Genomic DNA, 17,325 nt, shown 5'->3' with positions numbered 1-17,325 from the left:
TTCCGGCTCAGGGTACCGGTTTTGGCGCAATGCCCGAGGATAAAGGAGTGGCGGCCTGTCGACGCAGGTAGCGATACAGCGTGCTGCGGTGCACGCCGAGACTGCGGGCGGCATGACTGATGTTGTTGGGGGATTCCGCGATAGCGCGTTCGATGGTCTGGTCGCTGATGCCGCGCAAGGTCGTTGCGGGACAAGCCGGCGGTATAGGGCCGGCAGCGACCGTGCCGACGTGCGTGCGTATTTCAGGTGGTAGATCGGCGGCCTTAATGGCGCTTCCGGCCGCGTGCAGATGAACAAGGCGGCGCAGCACACTATGAAGCTGCCGGTAGTTGCCGGGCCAATGATAGCCGGCCAATTCCTGCAATGCCGTATCGGTCAGTATCATGGCGCGCTCCGCGCCGCCCAGGCGCTGGAATTCCTGGCACAAATATTTGTCCATGCCGGGCCGCTCGCGCAGGGGAGGTAAATGGACGTCAAAGTCTTGCAGGCGGTAATATAGGTCAGCGCGGAAGCTGCCGTTTTCCACCATTGCCATCAAGTCATGGTTTGTCGCGCTGATCAGGCCGAATTCGACCGGTATGCGCTTGTCGGACCCCAGCGGCTGCACCTCGCGCTCCTGCAGTGCACGCAGCAGGCGCGTCTGCAGCAATAGCGGCATGTCGCCGATCTCGTCCAGGAAAAGCACCCCGTTGTGCGCTTCACGCAGGCGACCGCGGGATCCTTCACGGCGCGCGCCTGTGAAAGCGCCCGCTTCGTAGCCGAACAGCTCGGATTCGATCAGGCTTTCCGGCAGGGCGCCGCAATTGATGGCGACAAACGGACCTTGATGCCATTGGCTGTGGCCATGGAGATGCCGCGCGAAGATTTCCTTGCCGGCCCCGGTTTCTCCTTGCAGCAATACGGCCATCCCTGCGTTGACAGCGGTGACGGCCTTTTGCATGTCGGACTTCAAATCGTCGGCCAGGGGCGGCAGCGCCGGTTTCAAGACCGTATTGTGGCGCGTTGCCTGGCGGTCCGGAACTGTTACCTTTGAGGGGACCAGGGGAACGGAATACGCATTGCGAGGTGCGCGCCCAGGCCGTAGTGTGCCGTACAACATGGTGCCGCCGCGAGTATGTAGCGTGCGTGGCGTTTCATCCAGCTGCTTCCAGTTATCCAGCCAGTCGTGTACCGACGTATCCAGCAGGCTCCAGTCGCTGTCCAGCAAGCGCAAGGCCGTGTCGTTCGCACCGACGATACGGTCTTCTTCCAAAAGCAAAATGGCGCGCTCCACCGAGTCGAGCAGGGATGCGTGGCGCTGGAATACCACCCGATGCAGGCGTGTGTCGGTATGGTCCAGCACCCGATTGCCAATCTGGCTTGCGCAAATCTTAGCCAAGCCCATGGCATAAGCATGCAGGGTGGTTGCCTCGCTGGAAATATCGAGTACGCCGATCACCTCGCCGCGCGGCGAGAGTATGGGCGCGGCATGGCAGCTGAGGATCCTGTTGCATTCCATGAAATGTTCGCTGCCGTGAACACGCACCGGTGCGGCGTCGAACAGCGCCGTCCCGATCGCGTTCGTGCCGCGTAGGGATTCGGCCCAACTGACACCCGGTTGCAGGGCCACCTTCTCGGCCTTGCGCAGGAATTCAGTGCTGCCGGCTTCCTGGAGAATCACGCCGCTGGCATCTGCCAACAGCACTACGCTTTGTGCGCTGGCAACCAGCGACGCCAGGGTTTCGATTTCCGGTTGTGCCAGTTGCAATACATTCGCGTGCTGCTCGCGACGGGTTTGAAGGTCTGCCGCCGACATGGGGTCGGGATCGATCTGCAGGACCGTGCCAATGGCCTGGCAGCGCTCCCAGGAGCGCCGGATACGCGTCTCCCCAAGCCGCTGGAGAGTATCTTGCGGCGTGGCCGATGTCAGCGGCTTGAGCGAGTTCATCCCGATGCCTCCTGTTGCATTGTGCGCCACGGATGTGTCGCAGAATTGGCCAGCGACTGTCGCAATGTGCGACAACCCTCTGTTTTACAATCAATTATGCCACTCGCAGAGTCTTATAGGAACTGGCTTGGCGCGGCCCTATCCGCTTCCTCGGTAAGACCTGAACTGGCATGTCTATTGCTAGTTGTAGAGAGCTAGTCCTCGACGCGAGGCTGCTTTCAACATCAAGGAGACAAGAAATGGACTTAACAGATCTGAAACATTTCGGTATCGATGTCGAGTACCCCTATAAACGCCACTACGAGAATTACATAGGCGGGCAATGGGTAGCTCCGGTTTCCGGTACTTACTTCGAAAATATATCTCCGATTACCGGGCAAGTGTTTTGCGAAGTGGCTCGTTCCGATGCCGCCGATGTCGACGCGGCGCTTGATGCGGCGCATGCTGCCCGCAAGAAATGGGGCGAAACCTCGGTCACTGAACGGTCCAATCGGCTCTTGCGCATGGCCGACAAAATGGAACAGAATCTCAAGGTGCTTGCCGTCGCCGAGTCCATCGACAATGGCAAGCCCTTGCGTGAAACCATGGCCGCCGATTTGCCACTGGCCATCGACCATCTGCGCTATTTCGCCGGATGCATCCGCGCGCAAGAAGGGGGGATTTCCGAGGTCGACAACGACACGGTCGCCTACCATTTCCCAGAGCCGCTGGGTGTCGTAGGCCAGATCATCCCCTGGAACTTTCCGCTACTGATGGCTATCTGGAAGCTGGCGCCTGCGCTGGCGGCCGGCAACTGCGTGGTGCTCAAGCCCGCGGAACAAACGCCTGCCTCGATCCTGGTGCTCATGGAACTGGTGGGCGATCTCTTCCCGGCCGGCGTCATCAACGTTGTCAACGGTTATGGCAAGGAAGCCGGGCAGGCGCTGGCGACCAGCAAGCGTATTGCCAAGCTGGCCTTCACCGGTTCCACGCCGACCGGCAAGCACATACTGCATGCGGCTGCCGAAAATCTCATTCCCAGCACCGTCGAATTGGGTGGCAAAAGTCCCAATATCTTCTTTGCGGATGTCATGGACCGGGAAGATGCGTTCTTCGACAAGGCCCTGGAAGGCCTGGCCATGTTCTCGCTGAATCAGGGTGAAATCTGCACATGCCCCTCGCGGGTCCTGGTCCAGGAATCAATCTACGAGCAATTCATCGAGCGCGCCATCAAGCGCGTCGAAGCCATCAAGACAGGGCATCCGCTGGATTCAACCACCATGGTCGGTGCGCAGGTGTCGCAGGTGCAAATGGATAAAATACTCTCGTATATCGATATCGGGCGCGGTGAAGGCGCACAATGCCTCACCGGCGGGGCACGCAATGCTCCGGGCGAGGGCTTGAGCGAAGGCTTTTACGTCAAGCCCACTATGCTTTTCGGCGACAACAGCATGCGTGTCTTCCAGGAAGAAATATTCGGACCGGTGGCGTCCGTCATGACCTTCAAAGACGAAGAGGAGGCCATCGAAATTGCCAACGATACGGAATATGGCCTCGGTGCGGGCGTATGGACCCGTAACGGTACCCAGGCATATCGGGTAGGGCGGCAGATACAAGCCGGCCGGGTATGGACCAACTGCTATAACCTGTATCCGGCTCACGCGGCATTCGGCGGTTATAAAAAGTCGGGTATCGGACGGGAAAATCACAAGATGGCACTGGCTTCATACCAGCAAACGAAGTGCTTGCTGGTCAGCTACAGCCCCGATGCCCTGGGGTTCTTCTAAGCGCGCGCCCACACGCCAAGTTCTATCGGCTCATTGATGATCGTTGGTGTTTGCCGGCCATGGCGATAAACTCTCGTTTATCCCATCCGGCAAACCTTCCGAGTTAATTATGACCTTATCGATAGACCTGAATTGCGACATGGGCGAGAGTTTTGGCGCCTGGAACATGGGGCAGGACGACGAAATCCTGCCCTTTGTCACGTCCGCCAATATCGCTTGCGGTTTTCATGCCGGCGACCCCGGCGTCATGCGCAAAACCGTGGCCGCAGCCTTGGCACAGGGTGTCGCGCTGGGCGCTCATCCGGGTTTACCGGACCTCGTCGGATTCGGGCGCCGCAACATGGATATCACTCCGGATAGCGCCTACGACATGGTGGTGGTTCAAGTGGGTGCCCTGGCGGGCGTCGCCGCCAGCCAGGGTGGCCGTTTGCATCACGTGAAAGCACACGGCGCCTTGTACAACATGGCCGCCCGTCAACCGGAACTGGCTAAGGCGATTGCGCAGGCTGTGTACGATGTCGACCGTTCATTGGTGTTCTATGCGCTGGCCTCCAGTGTGCAAGCCGCCGCTGCGCAAGGCATCGGCCTCAATGTTGCACAAGAAGTCTTTGCGGACCGCAGCTACCAAAGCGACGGCTCGCTAACTCCCCGCAAGCAGGCCGGCGCCATGATCGTCGATGTCGATGTCTCAATCCGGCAGGTATTGCGCATGATCACCGAAGGCAAGGTGGCAACAATGCAGGGTGTCGACGTTGCCGTCCAGGCCGATACCTTGTGCATACATGGCGACCAGCCCGGCGCTGTCGTGTTTGCCAGGGCGATACGCCAGGCGCTCCAGGATAACAATATTTCAGTGAAGACAATTCAACACTGAAGGAGCCTGCGCGGCCTGGACTCCAAGGCGGTCATTGTCTGTTCGCGTCCGCGACCGGCTGCGGAGCAATCGTTGCGGGGGTCGACGTGCCCGGCGCGCCGCTACCCCGTCTTGTGGTGACGCAGTGCACGGCAAGCCCAAGGACCAGCCCCCAGAATGCGCTGCCAATACCCAGGAAGCTTGTGCCGGATGCGGTGCACAGGAAAGTAACCAGAGCCGCTTCGCGGCCGTTTTCCGCGGCAAGGGCGCCTGCCAGGCTGTTGCCTATCGTACTCAGCAAGGCCAGGCCTGCAATGGCAGCGACCAGCTCCAGCGGGAAGGCGGCAAATAAACCTACCACCGTCGCACCGAACAATCCGGTAATCAAATAAAACGCGCCGGCCCAGACTGACGCCAGATACCGTTTATCGGGATCGGGGTCGGCATCGCGGCTCATGCATATGGCAGCGGTGATTGCCGCGAGATTGAAGGAATAGCCGCCGAACGGTGCAAGCAGCAGGCCTGTGATGCCGGTCCAGCTGATTAGCGGCGATGCCGGCGTGTCGTAGCCGTTGGCTCGCAGCACGGCAAGGCCGGGAATATTCTGCGATGTCATCGTCACAATGAACAGGGGAATCCCTACACCTATCAGCGCGGACAGCGAGAACTCCGGCATTATCAGCATCGGCTTCGCCGGCGTCCAATCCAGCAGTTCCAGATGCAGGAGCCCCTGGGCCCCAGCGTATACCACGCCGGCCAGCAAGGCCAACGGCACGCTATAGCGCGGCAATGCCAAGCGACCCAGCCAGAAGACCAGGAACATGATCGCGACCAGTAAGAGCTGGGCTTGCATGGACGTGAAAAGGTCCATGCCGAAGCGGACGAGAATCCCGGCCAGCATCGCCGCGGCAATATGCCGCGGTATGTAGTGCATGACTTTCTGGAACCAGCCTGTAACGCCGCAAAGAGTGATCAGCAAGGACGAGAACAGGAAAACACCGATAGCCTGGTTCATGCTGAGGCCCGACAGCCCGGCGACCAGCAAGGCGGCGCCGGGTGTGGACCAGGCCGTCAGCACGGGGCTGCGGTAGCGTAGCGACAGTGCGATGCTGCTGGCCCCCATGCCTATGCCCAGTGCCCACATCCATGAGACCAGCTCGGCCGACGTCGCGCCGGCCGCGTTGGCGGCCTGGAAAATAATGGCGACGGAACTGCTGTAGCCAACCAGCACAGTGATGAATCCGGACGAGATGTGTGAAATTTTGAAGTAGTTGCCCATGGTGGTCTCGTTGATCGGTTGTGCGTTATAACGTCTGGCCGCGACTCATGCTAGCATCGTACGTTATAACGCACAATACATATTTTTCAATCCTTCGGTTCCCGCCGGGTGACGATGAGGCCGCCATGCAAGATCCTGCTAATTACCTGGCTCAGGCGTTGAAGCAACTGCGTACGCGGCGCGCCTGGAGCCTGGACCATGCCGCCCGGGAGACCGGCGTCAGTAAAGCAATGCTGGGTCAGATCGAGAGAGCCGAATCTAGTCCTACGATTGCAACGCTCTGGAAAATCGCCACTGGTTTCCAGGCGCCTATTTCAAGCTTCCTGCATCCGCCCGCCGAGATGACGCTCGACGAAAGCATAGGCGCCGAGGCCGATACGGACCGGCGCGGTCTGGCTGTCGAGCCGGGAATCGTCGTGCGCTCTTTATTTGCCTACGACGCGCGGTTCGGATTCGAATTGCTGGAACTTATACTGGTGCCGGGCGCTGTTCGGCTGTCTGAACCCCATGCAGCAGGCGTAACCGAGCACGTGACGGTCATCAGCGGCACCATGGAATTGCTGGTCGAAGGGCGATGGATTCCCTTGTCCGAAGGCAGTGCCGTGCGATTTGCGGCCGACCGCCCACATGGTTACCGCAATCTCGCCGTTCATTCCTCTACCTTTCATAATCTTATTCATTATCCGGCGGGCTATGAAAAGTCCGGTGGTGGCTCAGGATCAACACCATGAAAACAGCGTTTCCCGATGCCGAGCGGCGCCACATCCTGCAGGAAGCCATACAACAAGGCCAAGCCTACACGCTGGCGCAGGAAGATATTGCTTTTCTTGCGAGCGAAGACCTGCGTCCTGTGCGCATGCAATTGGAGCTTCTCAAGACCGAGCATGCCCTGCGCGAGCACGGCGTAAATGCCACCATCGTGGTGTTTGGCAGTGCCAGAATCCTGTCTCCCGAGGACGCCAGGGCGGCGCTGGCACTGGTCAAGGAGCAATCAGACGTACAGCCGGACGATCCAGGCCTGCAGCGCGCACTGGCACTGGCGACGCGGCGAGTTGCGCAATCGCATTGGTACGATGAGGCTTACAGCTTTGCACGCAAGGCATCACAGTGCTTCGAGCACGAGGGGCCCTGCGATCTCGTCGTGATGACCGGCGGCGGGCCCGGCATCATGGAGGCCGCCAATCGTGGCGCCTTCGAGGCCGGCGAGCGATCGGTGGGGCTGAACATCACCTTGCCGCACGAACAGTATCCCAATCCTTTCATCACGCCTGAACTGGCATTCCGGTTTCATTATTTTGCGCTGCGCAAGATGCATTTCCTGTTGCGCGCAAAAGCGCTCGTCGCGTTTCCGGGAGGCTTTGGCACGCTGGACGAGCTCTTCGAGGTTTTGACCCTGGTGCAGACCCGCAAGATGGGGCGCATTCCCATTGTTCTGGTGGATAGTGCGTTCTGGAAGCGTCTGGTCAATTTTGATTTCCTCGTAGAGGAAGGCATGATTGCGCCGGAAGATTTGCAGTTGTTCGTCATGGTGAACAGCGCTGAGGAGGCCGTCGATGCGCTTCGTGAGTTCTATGCAATGACACCGCCCTAGGAGTTGGCGGATGGCGCGGGCAGGCATCACGCTTGCTATGTGATTCCCGGAGATCACCAAGCAACTGACCCTACAGGAGGCCGCCATGGCTACCAACACCTTCACCGATATGCCGTCCACGACCTCAAATCCGGACAGCACCCGCGAGAACGCAGGACAGACGGCGGAGGATGACCATAAAGTCGATATCTCGTCGGCCGACGACGTAGACGTAGACAAAGACATACCCACGGAGGAGGAAGACGCGTCCAGCCCGCCGCCCGCCTCTGTCAAGGACGGGGGATAAGCTTTTATGGCCTACCAGGAATGAGGCTTGCTGTTATCCAGGCTTGATTAGCATGCAAATGGACGACGGCTATGAAAAGTACGCAACGTAGGCCGGGCCTCATCGCAACGGCCAGTGTCATTGCCATACTCGGTTTGGCGCTGACCATGGGAGGAGGGTGGCTTATTGCGTTGGGCGGATCATGGTATTACGCCTGCACGGGCCTGGTTCTTATTGGAACAAGCTGGCTACTGCTCAAGCGTAAGCCGGCCGCTTTGTATCTGTATGCCTTGCTCGTTATTGCAACGTTGGCATGGAGCCTATGGGAAGCAGGACTGGACTGGTGGCCACTGGCGGCGCGGGGTGATGTGCTCTTCATCGTCGGCATTTTTCTCTTGATGCCATGGATTACACGTCCAGTGTTGGCAAAGGCCTCGTCCAACGCTGATACATCCTCGTCGATGGCGGCGATACGCCATGGTGGCGGATTGGCGTTGTCCACAGCGCTGGGTCTATTCCTGATCGTGGCCATTGCCTCCTGGTTCGTCGACCCGCAACGGGTGGAGGGCGAGTTGCCGGGATCGCGCACGCAGGCAGTCGCCGATGCCGGTGGGACGCCTCCTGGAGAGTGGCACGCATATGGACGCGATGGATATGGACAGCGCTACTCGCCGCTGGCACAGATCACGCCTGATAATGTCGACCAGCTGGAGGTTGCCTGGCATTTCGAGACCGGCGACGTCCGCGGACGTCCAGGAGACCCCGTTGAAACGACTTTCGAGGTGACGCCCTTGAAAATCGACAACAGGCTCTATCTATGCACGCCGCATCAATCGGTGATTGCGCTGGATGCAACCACCGGCGAGCAGATATGGCGCTACGAGCCGCAAGTTGAAGGTGATCTGGCGCTGCAGCACCTGACCTGCCGCGGGGTTTCCTACCAGAAGCCGGCCGTGAATGCGGCATCCTCGGAATGCGCGGCCAAACTGTTCATGCCCACGGCTGACGGGCGTGTTATTGCGCTCAATCCCGAGAATGGCGAAGTCTGCAAGGCGTTTGGACAAGGCAAGGGCTACATCGACCTTTGGGAGAATATGCCCCACAAGAAGCCCGGCGGCTACTACTCCACGTCGCCGGTTGTGGTTACCGACGCATTGCTGATCGTCGGAGGTACGGTGCTGGACAATGTTTCCACCCAGGAGACTTCCGGCGTGATCCGCGCCTACGATGTCAACACTGGCGACCTGGTATGGAATTGGGACGCCGGCAACCCTGGCGTCACGACTCCGCTGCCGCGGGGATCGACTTACACGCCCAATTCGCCGAACAGCTGGTCGATCTCCAGCGTGGATGAGAAGCTGGGCATGGTCTATGTCCCCTTGGGCAATCAGCCGCCTGATCAATGGGGCGCCGAACGAAGCGAAGCTGTAGAGCGGTACTCTTCGTCCGTCGTGGCGCTGGATCTGGCCACCGGACAAGTTCGTTGGCATTTCCAGACGGTGCACCACGATTTGTGGGATTACGACGTCCCGGCGCAACCCAGTCTCATAGACCTCACTATAGACGGCCAGACGGTGCCGGCTTTGGTTCAGCCCACCAAACAGGGCGAGCTGTTCATGCTGGACCGGCGCAATGGCGAGCCAGTGATGCCGGTTACGGAAACGCCGGTGCCCCAAGGTGCCGTCGAAGGTGAACGGCTCGCCCCGACACAGCCGGTCTCCGCGCTGTCCTTTGACCCGCCTGCCTTGACCGGGGCGGACATGTGGGGTGCGACGATGTTTGATCAGTTGGCCTGCCGCATAGCGTTTCATAAGTTGCGCTATGAAGGCCGGTACACACCTCCTTCCTTGGAAGGAACGCTGGTGTATCCCGGAAACTTTGGTGTGTTCAACTGGGGTGGCATTGCCGTTGATCCGCAGCGTCAGGTTGCATTCACGACGCCGACTTATCTGGCATTTGTCTCCCAGTTAGTGCCTCGTGCCGACGACACGACGCTATATGTCCAGGGCGAGGAGCGTCCAGAGGATAGCTTGCCGGCACTGAACGAAAACTTCGGCGCGCCCTTCGCGGTCAAGCTAAGCGCCTTCACGTCTGCGCTTGGTCTGCCATGCCAGGCGCCTCCATGGGGCTATGTGGCGGGAGCCGACCTGACCACCGGCAAGATCGCCTGGAGACACAAAAATGGAACGGTCATCGATAGCTCGCCCTTGCCTTTGCCGTTCAAGATGGGCGTGCCGAATCTGGGTGGTCCCATCATGACGGCTGGGGGCGTTGCATTTCTTTCCGGCACACTGGACTACTATGTACGTGCCTACAACGTGACGAACGGCGAGCAGCTCTGGCAAAGCCGCCTTCCCGCAGGTGGGCAGGCGACACCCATGACGTACACCGGAGCCGATGGGCGGCAGTTCGTACTTGTCGTTGCCGGAGGACATGGTTCACTGGGTACGAAAGCAGGTGACGATGTGATTGCCTATGCGCTACCTAACGGAGGTAAATAGTCATGGCAGCAACCAATACTTATTGCAGCACCGAACCCGACCGCTCAGAGATCGACGCCCTGACTGGGCCTACCATGCTGGAGTTCGGCACGCCATGGTGTGGATATTGCCGCGCGGCCCAGCCCGCCATCATGTCGGCGCTGCAGGCGCACGACACTGTCCGTCATCTCAAGATAGAAGACGGCAGCCGCCGCCCCTTGGGCCGTTCCTTCACCATCAAGCTCTGGCCGACACTGGTTTTTTTACGCGACGGGCAAGAAGTGCTGCGGCTTGTGCGGCCAGGCGACGAGCAAGCCATCGCCCGGGCACTATCGCAAATCGACCCCGGCTCGACGTAGTTCCGGACTATCGGTTTTTCTGATTCAGCGCGGCGATAAGGCCATCTACCCCATTCTGGCGGATTTGCTGCGCGAATTGATTGCGGTAGTTTTGAATCAACCAGATTCCCTCGACGTTGAGATCATAGATCTTCCAACCCTCGGGCGTACTCTCCATGCGATAGTCGACATTGACCTGCGGTCCGTTACGTTGTGAGAAATAACTTCGAACGACGACGTCTTTCGCTTTGGAATCGCCGCGGAAGGGCAGGAGGTTCAAGGCTGCGATCTTGTCCACATCAGCCAGCGCTCCGGCATAGGTTCGAATAAGCGTGCCCTTGAAGGCCTCGACCAGTTCATGCCGCTGCTGTTCAGTGGCGGTCCGCCAGCCCTGTCCCGCCGCCAGGCGGGTGGTTTTTTCAAAATTGACGTACGGCAGGAGGTATTGGTCTACCAGTTCATTGATCCGGCGGGTATCGCCTTGTTTTGCGGCGGGATCGCGCCGGACAGCCTCGAGGGCGTTGTTGCCGACGGCTTCGATGAAGGCGTTGGGCTCAGCCCGGGGGTTCACCGTATGTTGAGCGTAAGCGTTGCCCATGGCCAGGATGAAAAGGCCGGTAATGAAAAACATCACGGATGCGTTGCGCCATGATGCCATTCGGCGAGACGGGTCTTCATGGCGTTGACTGGATATATGCGAGTTCATGTGGCAAATTCAAATTGACAAAGACTTGTTCATTCTATTTCGCCGCAGAGGTCCAGGATCGACCTGTTTGGAAACTACTTGTTTCCCGGTAGGCAGAATATCCGCGGCGCGATTGTCACCGGCACGTCGATTGCTCTCACCTCGGACAGGGACCGAAAAAATGGGTACGTTGATCCAGCGCTATGAAAAAAACCTTACCGGTCGGGACTATGCCGTAGGCGATATACACGGTCACTTCAGCCGCCTGCAGCAAGCCATCGAGATGGTTGGCTTTAATCCGGATAAGGACCGCTTGTTCAGTGTTGGCGACCTCGTGGATCGTGGCCCCGAGGCTGAGCAAGCTCTCGATTGGCTCGCTTTGCCCTGGTTTCATGCGGTAAGGGGCAATCATGAGGATTATGCAATACGGCATAGCCTGGCCGGTCGCGTTGATATAGAGAATTACAGGGTTAATGGAGGTGGATGGTTCCTGGATATGCCAAGCGCACGGCAGAAGCAGTTTGGTCTTGTATTCAACGAGCTGCCATACGCCATGGAAATTGAGACGAAGAATGGTTTGGTGGGCATGCTCCACGCCGATTGTCCAGTGCGGGATTGGAACTTCTTATTGGAGGCGCTCGGGACGGAGGCAGCACGAACGCGGGCAATCTGGTCGCGCGAACGCTTGCAGCGTCTCGATGAGACAGCAGTCAGGAATATCCACGCCGTCGTGGTAGGGCACACACCTATTCAAGAGGTCATCGCGCTAGGAAATACCGTCCACATTGACACGGGTGGATGGCTGAAAGAAGGACACTTTACCTTGCTTGACTTGGAAAGTATTTAAGTTATGCCTGCGCGGCCGCACAGGCATTGGTTTCCATCAATGAAAAAAGGGGCAATACATGAGCATCTCAACTACCAAGTCTATTTCTGTGGGGCTTGTACTCGGCGTTGCGGGTTTCGCCTTGACGCCGGCTTCGGCTCAATACACAGGTCCGTCTGAAAAAGTCACGGCAAGCACTGTCGCCGAAGTGATAGAGAAGTCCAAGGACGACGATAAAGTGGCACTCAAGGGATTGTTGATCAGGAAGACGTCGGACGAGCACTATGTTTTCTCTGATGGGACGGGTGAGATACCGGTTGAGATCGACGACAAGATATTCCCGAAAGTCCCCGTCGACGATAAAACGACCGTCCAGATCAGGGGCGAGGTTGATAAAGGCTTGGTCGGCAAGATCGAGATCGATGCTAAAGCGATGGAAATTCTTAAATAGTAATCGGCCGGGGCACAGTATTTGCTACAGAAGTTCAACGGCAATGTGCCGTTGCATATGACCTTAGGATTTTCAACATATTGATTAATATAATTTACAAAGGTGGTGAATATGAAAGCACTTCATAAAACTCTTCTCGTTGCGGCCTTGGTAGCTACTCCATTTGCAGCCGTTCAGGCGCAAACCACGGGTACCAACAAAGTGGGCGAAATGCCTGAAAGTTCCAAGCCCGATGCCAATCCGCCGCCGACCAAGAGTCCTAATATGACTACGCCTCCAACGTCGGGTACGGCTACAGGCGAAGCTCCTCATAGCACCGTACCGGGAACCGACAAACCTGCAACAACGAATACCGCCAATCCGAAATTGCATGGGTCTGATGTTCCCTCCAACAGCACGTCACCGTCTTCCACAATCGGTACGCCGCAACAAACGGCACCATCGGGTGAATCGCCACCTCGGGCGGCTCCAATGCGTTCCGGCTCGGACGCCACGAGCAATGAGGGCAGCAGCACCATATCGGGAAGTCGCAAGCCGTAACTGCCAACCGGTATACGTTCGGTCACGCATTGCGTCGTGGCCGAACGCAACGTCCAGCTCAGGCGCCGAAGTTGAGTATTCGAATTAGCCAAACAGCGCACCAGGCCTTTGTGCTGCTTTTCTATATGAATTCAAGAGGTAAATATAATGAATAAATCACAAATTCCCGTTGCCCAGAAAGAAGTATTAAGCCTCCTGCTGGATGACCATCGGAAGGCCAAAAAGCTGTTCAAGGAATTCGAAAACGCAAGCGATGCAGCGAAGAAGCAAAGCATCGTTGCGGAGACCTGTATGGAGTTGACTGCTCATACGCAAATCGAAGAGCAGCAATTCTATATGTTCCTGCGTGACCAGGATCCAGAGGCCTTCGGCGACTTACTGGATGAAGCGCTGGTCGAGCATGCCAGTGCCAAGGAATTGATACGCCAGTTGCAGGAAATGAAGCCGGGCGATGACTTGTACGACGCGAAATTCATCGTACTGGGTGAATACATCAATCACCACGTTGCGGAAGAAGAGGACGAGCTGTTTCCTAAAATAATTTCCAGGAAAATCGATTTGCGCGAACTTCTTCCAGCGATGACGCAAATGAAGGAAGACCTGCTGGCGGAGATCGCCAACGCGTAGTCGGCATCATGGTACTGCCCATGGCAATGCGCCTATGCCGTCCCCACCATAGCTTGCAGCTCAGCGAGTAGTAGGTCCCGATTTTCAGTTTTGGTGCTCATTGCCACATAGGCATCCGGACGAATCAGGTAAATATACCCGGCGCGGTAGTCATCAGTGGCTACCGTGCCGGTTGTTGTGGCGATCGCCTTTAGCGCATCCGGCAGTTTTATCGTGGGTGCCGAGACGGACAGCAGGGCAAACTTGCCGTCCGCAAGCACTTCATGAAGCCGGGTGGCTCCGCTGTCGGTGTGGTTTACAGGAAGATCGGGCGCACGCTCGCCCGGCGCAGGTTTTGGAGAGGCGCTCGGCAACATGCGTGTAAGCGGACTGTGGTGGTAGTGCAAGTCGACCTCGGTCAATTGATCGACCAATATCTGGCGCAGCGCGGAAATACGTCCCAGGGCGCCAACCGCCAGGTTGCGGATTTCCTGCAGGATGGGATTGCGCACTATGGCCACTTTGGTCATAGTGCCGGCATTGCGCAGTACTTGTTCGCCGATGGCACTGCGCTCGGGCGAGTAACTTTCAAGTAATTCCGATGATGCCCTGCCATGCCACACCATGGCCAGTTTCCATGCCAGGTTAATGACATCCTGCATGCCTGTATTCATTCCTTGTCCGCCGGCAGGGCTATGAATGTGCGCAGCATCCCCGCAAAGGAATATCCGTCCATGGCGGTAATCGTTCACTTTGCGCTCATTGATCCTGAACCGGCTTGTCCATACAGGATCGTGGGCGCTTAAACGGGTGGGTCCACGTTCGTCCAGCAAGGACTGCACCTCTACCAGGGTGGGCGCAGATGCGTTCTGTGCCGAGGCATGCCCGAGATCGGCGATGACCCGGAACCGTGCACCCCGAATAGGTATGAGCGCCAGAACGCCATCGGGCGTCCAGCAGATAGTGAGTTCGTCGTTGGGCAGATCACCATCGAGCTCCACATCCGCCAATAGCCAGTCGGATGGAAGGGTATCGCCATCGAACTGGACGGCGAGCCCGTGGCGAATGGTGCTATGTGCGCCATCGCAAGCAGCCAGATACGAATAGTCGGTGTTTTCTTCGCTTCCGTCCGCATGGCGCAGGGCAGCCGTGGCGATGTCTTTGTTATCCGTGAACGATACGAGTTCCACGTGTCGTTCGACATGAACGCCCAATAGAGCCAATTGCTCTTCAAGCAAGCGCTCGGTGTCGCTCTGGGGAAGCATCAGCGCATAGGGAAAACGGCTGCGCGCGGCATCGAGCCGGACGTGTACCAAGGTATGGTGCCGATCCAGGATACGCACGCCAGTGGCTTTCATACCGGTTTCAATAAAGGGCTGCACACAACCCTGTATGTCGAGCATTTCCAATGTGCGGGGCCACAGCACCAATGCTTTGGATTTATCGCTGCGGGCCGCCGCCTTGTCGATAATACGCAGCGCGACACCCTGGCGCTTCAATGCCATTGCCATGGTCAAGCCTACCGGGCCAGCGCCTGCGATCAGTACGGGTCGATCCATGTCACGACCTCATTCTCTGTGGGATGCTTACGCTTTCTTGACGAACTCCGATTTTAAGCTCATGGCACCGAAGCCGTCGATCTTGCAATCGATATCATGATCACTGTCGACCAGTCGGATATTCTTCACCTTGGTGCCCACCTTGACTGCGCCCGCCGAGCCTTTGAGCTTCAGGTCTTTGATGACCGTGACGGTATCTCCGTCTTGCAGCACATTTCCGGCTGAATCGCGATAAACCCTGCTCGTTTCGACCAGTATTACGGCTTGTTCCGACCATTCGTGAGCACATTCTGGACAGATGTAGAGGCCCGCATCTTCGTATGTGAACTCCGAACTGCATGTCGGACAGGAGGGCAATGTACTCATGAATAATCCCTGGGGCGTACGCCATAAAAGCGATAAAGTATGGGGTGGCCGACCATGCTGCGGATTCAATCCACTGTCATGGCCAGGCCTCTTGATCTGTTCTAGCGGGGAAGCTGCACAGATGGCAATGTTGTACTTTCCTCGAAGTCCATGGTGTCCATGTCCGTATCCGTGTCCACCGGTTTTCCGAAGATCTTCAGCCAGACAAAACCAATGATGCCGGCGGCCAGGGATGCCAGGAGAATGGCCATTTTGGATGCGTTGATGACTTCCGCCTCTCCGATGAAGGCAAGATTGGTGATGAAGATGGACATCGTGAAGCCTATGCCGCCCAGCAGACCCGCACCCACTACATGGCGCCAACGCAAGTCGAGCGGCAGCTTGCAGATTCCGAGAGTGACGGCAAGCAGGCATAACAGTGTTATTCCAACAGGCTTGCCTATGACCAGCCCGGCCATGATGCCAAGGCTGTTTGTCGAGGCAAGCTCTTGGGTCCAGCCGGAACTGATGATAATCCCGGTATTCGCCAAGGCAAAGATAGGCAGGATGATGAAGGCGACCGGCTTGTGCAGGAAATGTTCCAGCTTATGCGATGGTGAACTTTCATCATCTTGCTTGGCAGAAAAAGGAATGGTGAATGCCAGGAGTACGCCGGCGATCGTTGCGTGAACGCCGGACTTCAGCATGAAAACCCACATTACGGCGCCGCCCAGCAGGTAGAGCGGGACAGACATGACGCGCAGGTAGCGGTTCATGCAGGCCAGAAGGGCGAATACGGCCGCGGCGGCCAGCAAGTAGGTGAAGGACATCTCTGCGGTATAGAAAACCGCGATGACAATAATGGCACCCAGGTCATCCATGACGGCCAAGGCAGCGAGAAATACCTTGAGCGACGCCGGGACCCGGCTTCCAAGAAGGGCGAGAACTCCTAATGCGAAAGCGATGTCCGTAGCCATAGGAATACCGATACCGGCCTGTGTCGGTGTTCCGGCGTTCATGCTGAAATGGATTAGTGCCGGGACGCAAATTCCGCCGACGGCAGCAACGATGGGAAGAAGCGCATTCTTGAGTTCCGACAGCTCTCCGTTGTACAGCTCACGTTTGAGTTCAAGGCCGATCAGCAGGAAAAAGATAGCCATCAACGCATCATTCACCCAGTGCTCTATGCTCAGCCCGCCCACATACACGCGCCATATCTGAAGATAGCCTTCTCCCAGCGGGGAGTTGGCCAGGAGCAGCGAGATAACGGTACAGGCGATCAACAGAATGCCGCCCGCCTTTTCCGAATCGAAGAACTGCTTGAATGTTTGCGATAGTCTTCTTTCTATAATGGCCATGTTGTCCCTAGGAAAAAGCGACAGTATTTGTCGAGGATGGATGGATGTTTTGGACACAGCTGAGCCTAAGCTGGGTGCTCAATGGATTTCTTCTGGGGCAGGCTGAGGCCAGCCATGTCGGGGGGATGGCGGAAACTGACGATGGAGTAGTAGAGGGTGTAGGCATAGGGTCGCAGATAAGGCGCGTGGCGGCCCGACCATCGCATACCCTGTCACACAGGAAGTGTGAACACCCGCGGAAAGTATAGACGATTCTTTTTAGAAAACGCTTATGCCCAGGGAGCCAGACGTGGCAATCATGAAAATTCTTGTGAATATCGACGTTCCGCGGTAATCCCCCCATTTTCAGCAGTGAGCGGCAGTAGAATCAGTTAAATATTTACTGGCTAGTTTCTGTCTTGGAGTGATGCCGCCCAGTGCCATGTTGGGTCGTTCGTTGTTGTAAGTCCAGAGCCA

General features: G+C 57.5%; 17 protein-coding genes. 10 read left to right on the top strand and 7 right to left on the bottom strand.

What is annotated here, in order from left to right; genetic code table 11:
- Positions 1-7: 7 nt before the first annotated feature.
- Positions 8-1,927: a sigma-54-dependent Fis family transcriptional regulator gene (locus CR159_RS14025; protein WP_102074592.1), complete on the bottom strand. Its 1,920-nt coding sequence runs from the start codon at positions 1,925-1,927 to the stop codon at positions 8-10.
- 239 nt (positions 1,928-2,166) lie between these two features.
- On the opposite strand from CR159_RS14025, the gene CR159_RS14020 reads away from it, so the two are divergent.
- A complete protein-coding gene (locus CR159_RS14020; RefSeq protein WP_102074591.1) occupies positions 2,167-3,693 on the top strand; it encodes an aldehyde dehydrogenase family protein in 1,527 nt (508 codons plus the stop codon).
- A 109-nt stretch (positions 3,694-3,802) separates the two neighbouring features.
- The gene (locus CR159_RS14015) at positions 3,803-4,567 is read left to right on the top strand and encodes a LamB/YcsF family protein (protein ID WP_102074590.1); all 765 of its coding nucleotides are present in this window, start codon (positions 3,803-3,805) and stop codon (positions 4,565-4,567) included.
- A 31-nt stretch (positions 4,568-4,598) separates the two neighbouring features.
- Here CR159_RS14015 and CR159_RS14010 read toward each other — a convergent pair whose 3' ends face one another.
- Positions 4,599-5,825, bottom strand: coding sequence for a benzoate/H(+) symporter BenE family transporter (locus CR159_RS14010; RefSeq protein WP_102074589.1), 1,227 nt, complete (start codon positions 5,823-5,825; stop codon positions 4,599-4,601).
- Between the two features lie 125 nt (positions 5,826-5,950).
- On the opposite strand from CR159_RS14010, the gene CR159_RS14005 reads away from it, so the two are divergent.
- The 5 genes from CR159_RS14005 to CR159_RS13985 all read left to right on the top strand — a co-directional run bounded on the left by CR159_RS14005 (position 5,951) and on the right by CR159_RS13985 (position 10,520).
- Positions 5,951-6,556: a helix-turn-helix domain-containing protein gene (locus CR159_RS14005; RefSeq protein ID WP_102074588.1), complete on the top strand. Its 606-nt coding sequence runs from the start codon at positions 5,951-5,953 to the stop codon at positions 6,554-6,556.
- The gene (locus CR159_RS14000; RefSeq protein ID WP_102074587.1) at positions 6,553-7,416 is read left to right on the top strand and encodes an LOG family protein; all 864 of its coding nucleotides are present in this window, start codon (positions 6,553-6,555) and stop codon (positions 7,414-7,416) included. Before CR159_RS14005 ends, CR159_RS14000 begins: the two co-directional genes overlap by 4 nt.
- Before the next feature lie 85 nt (positions 7,417-7,501).
- Positions 7,502-7,702, top strand: a complete 201-nt coding sequence (locus CR159_RS13995; protein WP_102074586.1) for a hypothetical protein — start codon at positions 7,502-7,504, stop codon at positions 7,700-7,702.
- A 71-nt stretch (positions 7,703-7,773) separates the two neighbouring features.
- On the top strand, positions 7,774-10,182 hold the full coding sequence (locus CR159_RS13990) for a glucose/quinate/shikimate family membrane-bound PQQ-dependent dehydrogenase (protein ID WP_102074585.1): 2,409 nt from the start codon (positions 7,774-7,776) through the stop codon (positions 10,180-10,182).
- Between the two features lie 2 nt (positions 10,183-10,184).
- Positions 10,185-10,520: a thioredoxin family protein gene (locus tag CR159_RS13985; RefSeq protein WP_102074584.1), complete on the top strand. Its 336-nt coding sequence runs from the start codon at positions 10,185-10,187 to the stop codon at positions 10,518-10,520.
- A 7-nt stretch (positions 10,521-10,527) separates the two neighbouring features.
- Here CR159_RS13985 and CR159_RS13980 read toward each other — a convergent pair whose 3' ends face one another.
- Complete coding sequence (locus CR159_RS13980; RefSeq protein WP_439650548.1) at positions 10,528-11,157, bottom strand: MlaC/ttg2D family ABC transporter substrate-binding protein; 630 nt, start codon at positions 11,155-11,157, stop codon at positions 10,528-10,530.
- Between the two features lie 208 nt (positions 11,158-11,365).
- Between CR159_RS13980 and CR159_RS13975 the strand changes: the two genes are divergently transcribed.
- Positions 11,366-12,031, top strand: coding sequence for a metallophosphoesterase (locus tag CR159_RS13975; protein WP_102074583.1), 666 nt, complete (start codon positions 11,366-11,368; stop codon positions 12,029-12,031).
- A 58-nt stretch (positions 12,032-12,089) separates the two neighbouring features.
- Entirely contained in the window at positions 12,090-12,461 is a 372-nt protein-coding gene (locus CR159_RS13970; protein WP_102074582.1) for a NirD/YgiW/YdeI family stress tolerance protein, read from the top strand.
- A 308-nt stretch (positions 12,462-12,769) separates the two neighbouring features.
- Here the strand turns inward: CR159_RS13970 and CR159_RS13965 are convergent, their stop codons facing one another.
- Positions 12,770-13,093, bottom strand: coding sequence for a hypothetical protein (locus CR159_RS13965; RefSeq protein WP_143705467.1), 324 nt, complete (start codon positions 13,091-13,093; stop codon positions 12,770-12,772).
- A 55-nt stretch (positions 13,094-13,148) separates the two neighbouring features.
- Between CR159_RS13965 and CR159_RS13960 the strand changes: the two genes are divergently transcribed.
- The gene (locus CR159_RS13960) at positions 13,149-13,628 is read left to right on the top strand and encodes a hemerythrin domain-containing protein (protein ID WP_102074580.1); all 480 of its coding nucleotides are present in this window, start codon (positions 13,149-13,151) and stop codon (positions 13,626-13,628) included.
- Positions 13,629-13,660: 32 nt separating this feature from the next.
- Here the strand turns inward: CR159_RS13960 and CR159_RS13955 are convergent, their stop codons facing one another.
- From CR159_RS13955 to nhaA, 3 genes are all read right to left on the bottom strand, one after another.
- Entirely contained in the window at positions 13,661-15,166 is a 1,506-nt protein-coding gene (locus tag CR159_RS13955) for an FAD-dependent monooxygenase (RefSeq protein WP_102074579.1), read from the bottom strand.
- A 27-nt stretch (positions 15,167-15,193) separates the two neighbouring features.
- Positions 15,194-15,532: a zinc ribbon domain-containing protein YjdM gene (locus CR159_RS13950; protein WP_102074578.1), complete on the bottom strand. Its 339-nt coding sequence runs from the start codon at positions 15,530-15,532 to the stop codon at positions 15,194-15,196.
- Positions 15,533-15,633: 101 nt separating this feature from the next.
- Positions 15,634-16,869 (bottom strand): Na+/H+ antiporter NhaA, encoded by a 1,236-nt coding sequence (gene nhaA / locus CR159_RS13945; protein ID WP_102074577.1) that lies wholly within the window; start codon positions 16,867-16,869, stop codon positions 15,634-15,636.
- Between the last annotated feature and the right edge of the window lie 456 nt (positions 16,870-17,325).

This window comes from Pollutimonas subterranea, assembly GCF_002849655.1.
Taxonomy (GTDB): Bacteria; Pseudomonadota; Gammaproteobacteria; order Burkholderiales; family Burkholderiaceae_B; genus Pollutimonas; species Pollutimonas subterranea.
Note: the sequence above shows the minus strand (reverse complement) of the source record. Positions and strands in the feature narration are given on the sequence as shown.

What these genes read in the sequence shown, in the direction of transcription:
- CR159_RS14025 (WP_102074592.1), bottom strand. Translation starts at nt 1,927, where the DNA reads ATGAACTCGCTCAAGCCGCTGACATCGGCCACGCCGCAAGATACTCTC.
- CR159_RS14020 (WP_102074591.1), top strand. Translation starts at nt 2,167, where the DNA reads ATGGACTTAACAGATCTGAAACATTTCGGTATCGATGTCGAGTACCCC.
- CR159_RS14015 (WP_102074590.1), top strand. Translation starts at nt 3,803, where the DNA reads ATGACCTTATCGATAGACCTGAATTGCGACATGGGCGAGAGTTTTGGC.
- CR159_RS14010 (WP_102074589.1), bottom strand. Translation starts at nt 5,825, where the DNA reads ATGGGCAACTACTTCAAAATTTCACACATCTCGTCCGGATTCATCACT.
- CR159_RS14005 (WP_102074588.1), top strand. Translation starts at nt 5,951, where the DNA reads ATGCAAGATCCTGCTAATTACCTGGCTCAGGCGTTGAAGCAACTGCGT.
- CR159_RS14000 (WP_102074587.1), top strand. Translation starts at nt 6,553, where the DNA reads ATGAAAACAGCGTTTCCCGATGCCGAGCGGCGCCACATCCTGCAGGAA.
- CR159_RS13995 (WP_102074586.1), top strand. Translation starts at nt 7,502, where the DNA reads ATGGCTACCAACACCTTCACCGATATGCCGTCCACGACCTCAAATCCG.
- CR159_RS13990 (WP_102074585.1), top strand. Translation starts at nt 7,774, where the DNA reads ATGAAAAGTACGCAACGTAGGCCGGGCCTCATCGCAACGGCCAGTGTC.
- CR159_RS13985 (WP_102074584.1), top strand. Translation starts at nt 10,185, where the DNA reads ATGGCAGCAACCAATACTTATTGCAGCACCGAACCCGACCGCTCAGAG.
- CR159_RS13980 (WP_439650548.1), bottom strand. Translation starts at nt 11,157, where the DNA reads ATGGCATCATGGCGCAACGCATCCGTGATGTTTTTCATTACCGGCCTT.
- CR159_RS13975 (WP_102074583.1), top strand. Translation starts at nt 11,366, where the DNA reads ATGGGTACGTTGATCCAGCGCTATGAAAAAAACCTTACCGGTCGGGAC.
- CR159_RS13970 (WP_102074582.1), top strand. Translation starts at nt 12,090, where the DNA reads ATGAGCATCTCAACTACCAAGTCTATTTCTGTGGGGCTTGTACTCGGC.
- CR159_RS13960 (WP_102074580.1), top strand. Translation starts at nt 13,149, where the DNA reads ATGAATAAATCACAAATTCCCGTTGCCCAGAAAGAAGTATTAAGCCTC.
- CR159_RS13955 (WP_102074579.1), bottom strand. Translation starts at nt 15,166, where the DNA reads ATGGATCGACCCGTACTGATCGCAGGCGCTGGCCCGGTAGGCTTGACC.
- CR159_RS13950 (WP_102074578.1), bottom strand. Translation starts at nt 15,532, where the DNA reads ATGAGTACATTGCCCTCCTGTCCGACATGCAGTTCGGAGTTCACATAC.
- nhaA (WP_102074577.1), bottom strand. Translation starts at nt 16,869, where the DNA reads ATGGCCATTATAGAAAGAAGACTATCGCAAACATTCAAGCAGTTCTTC.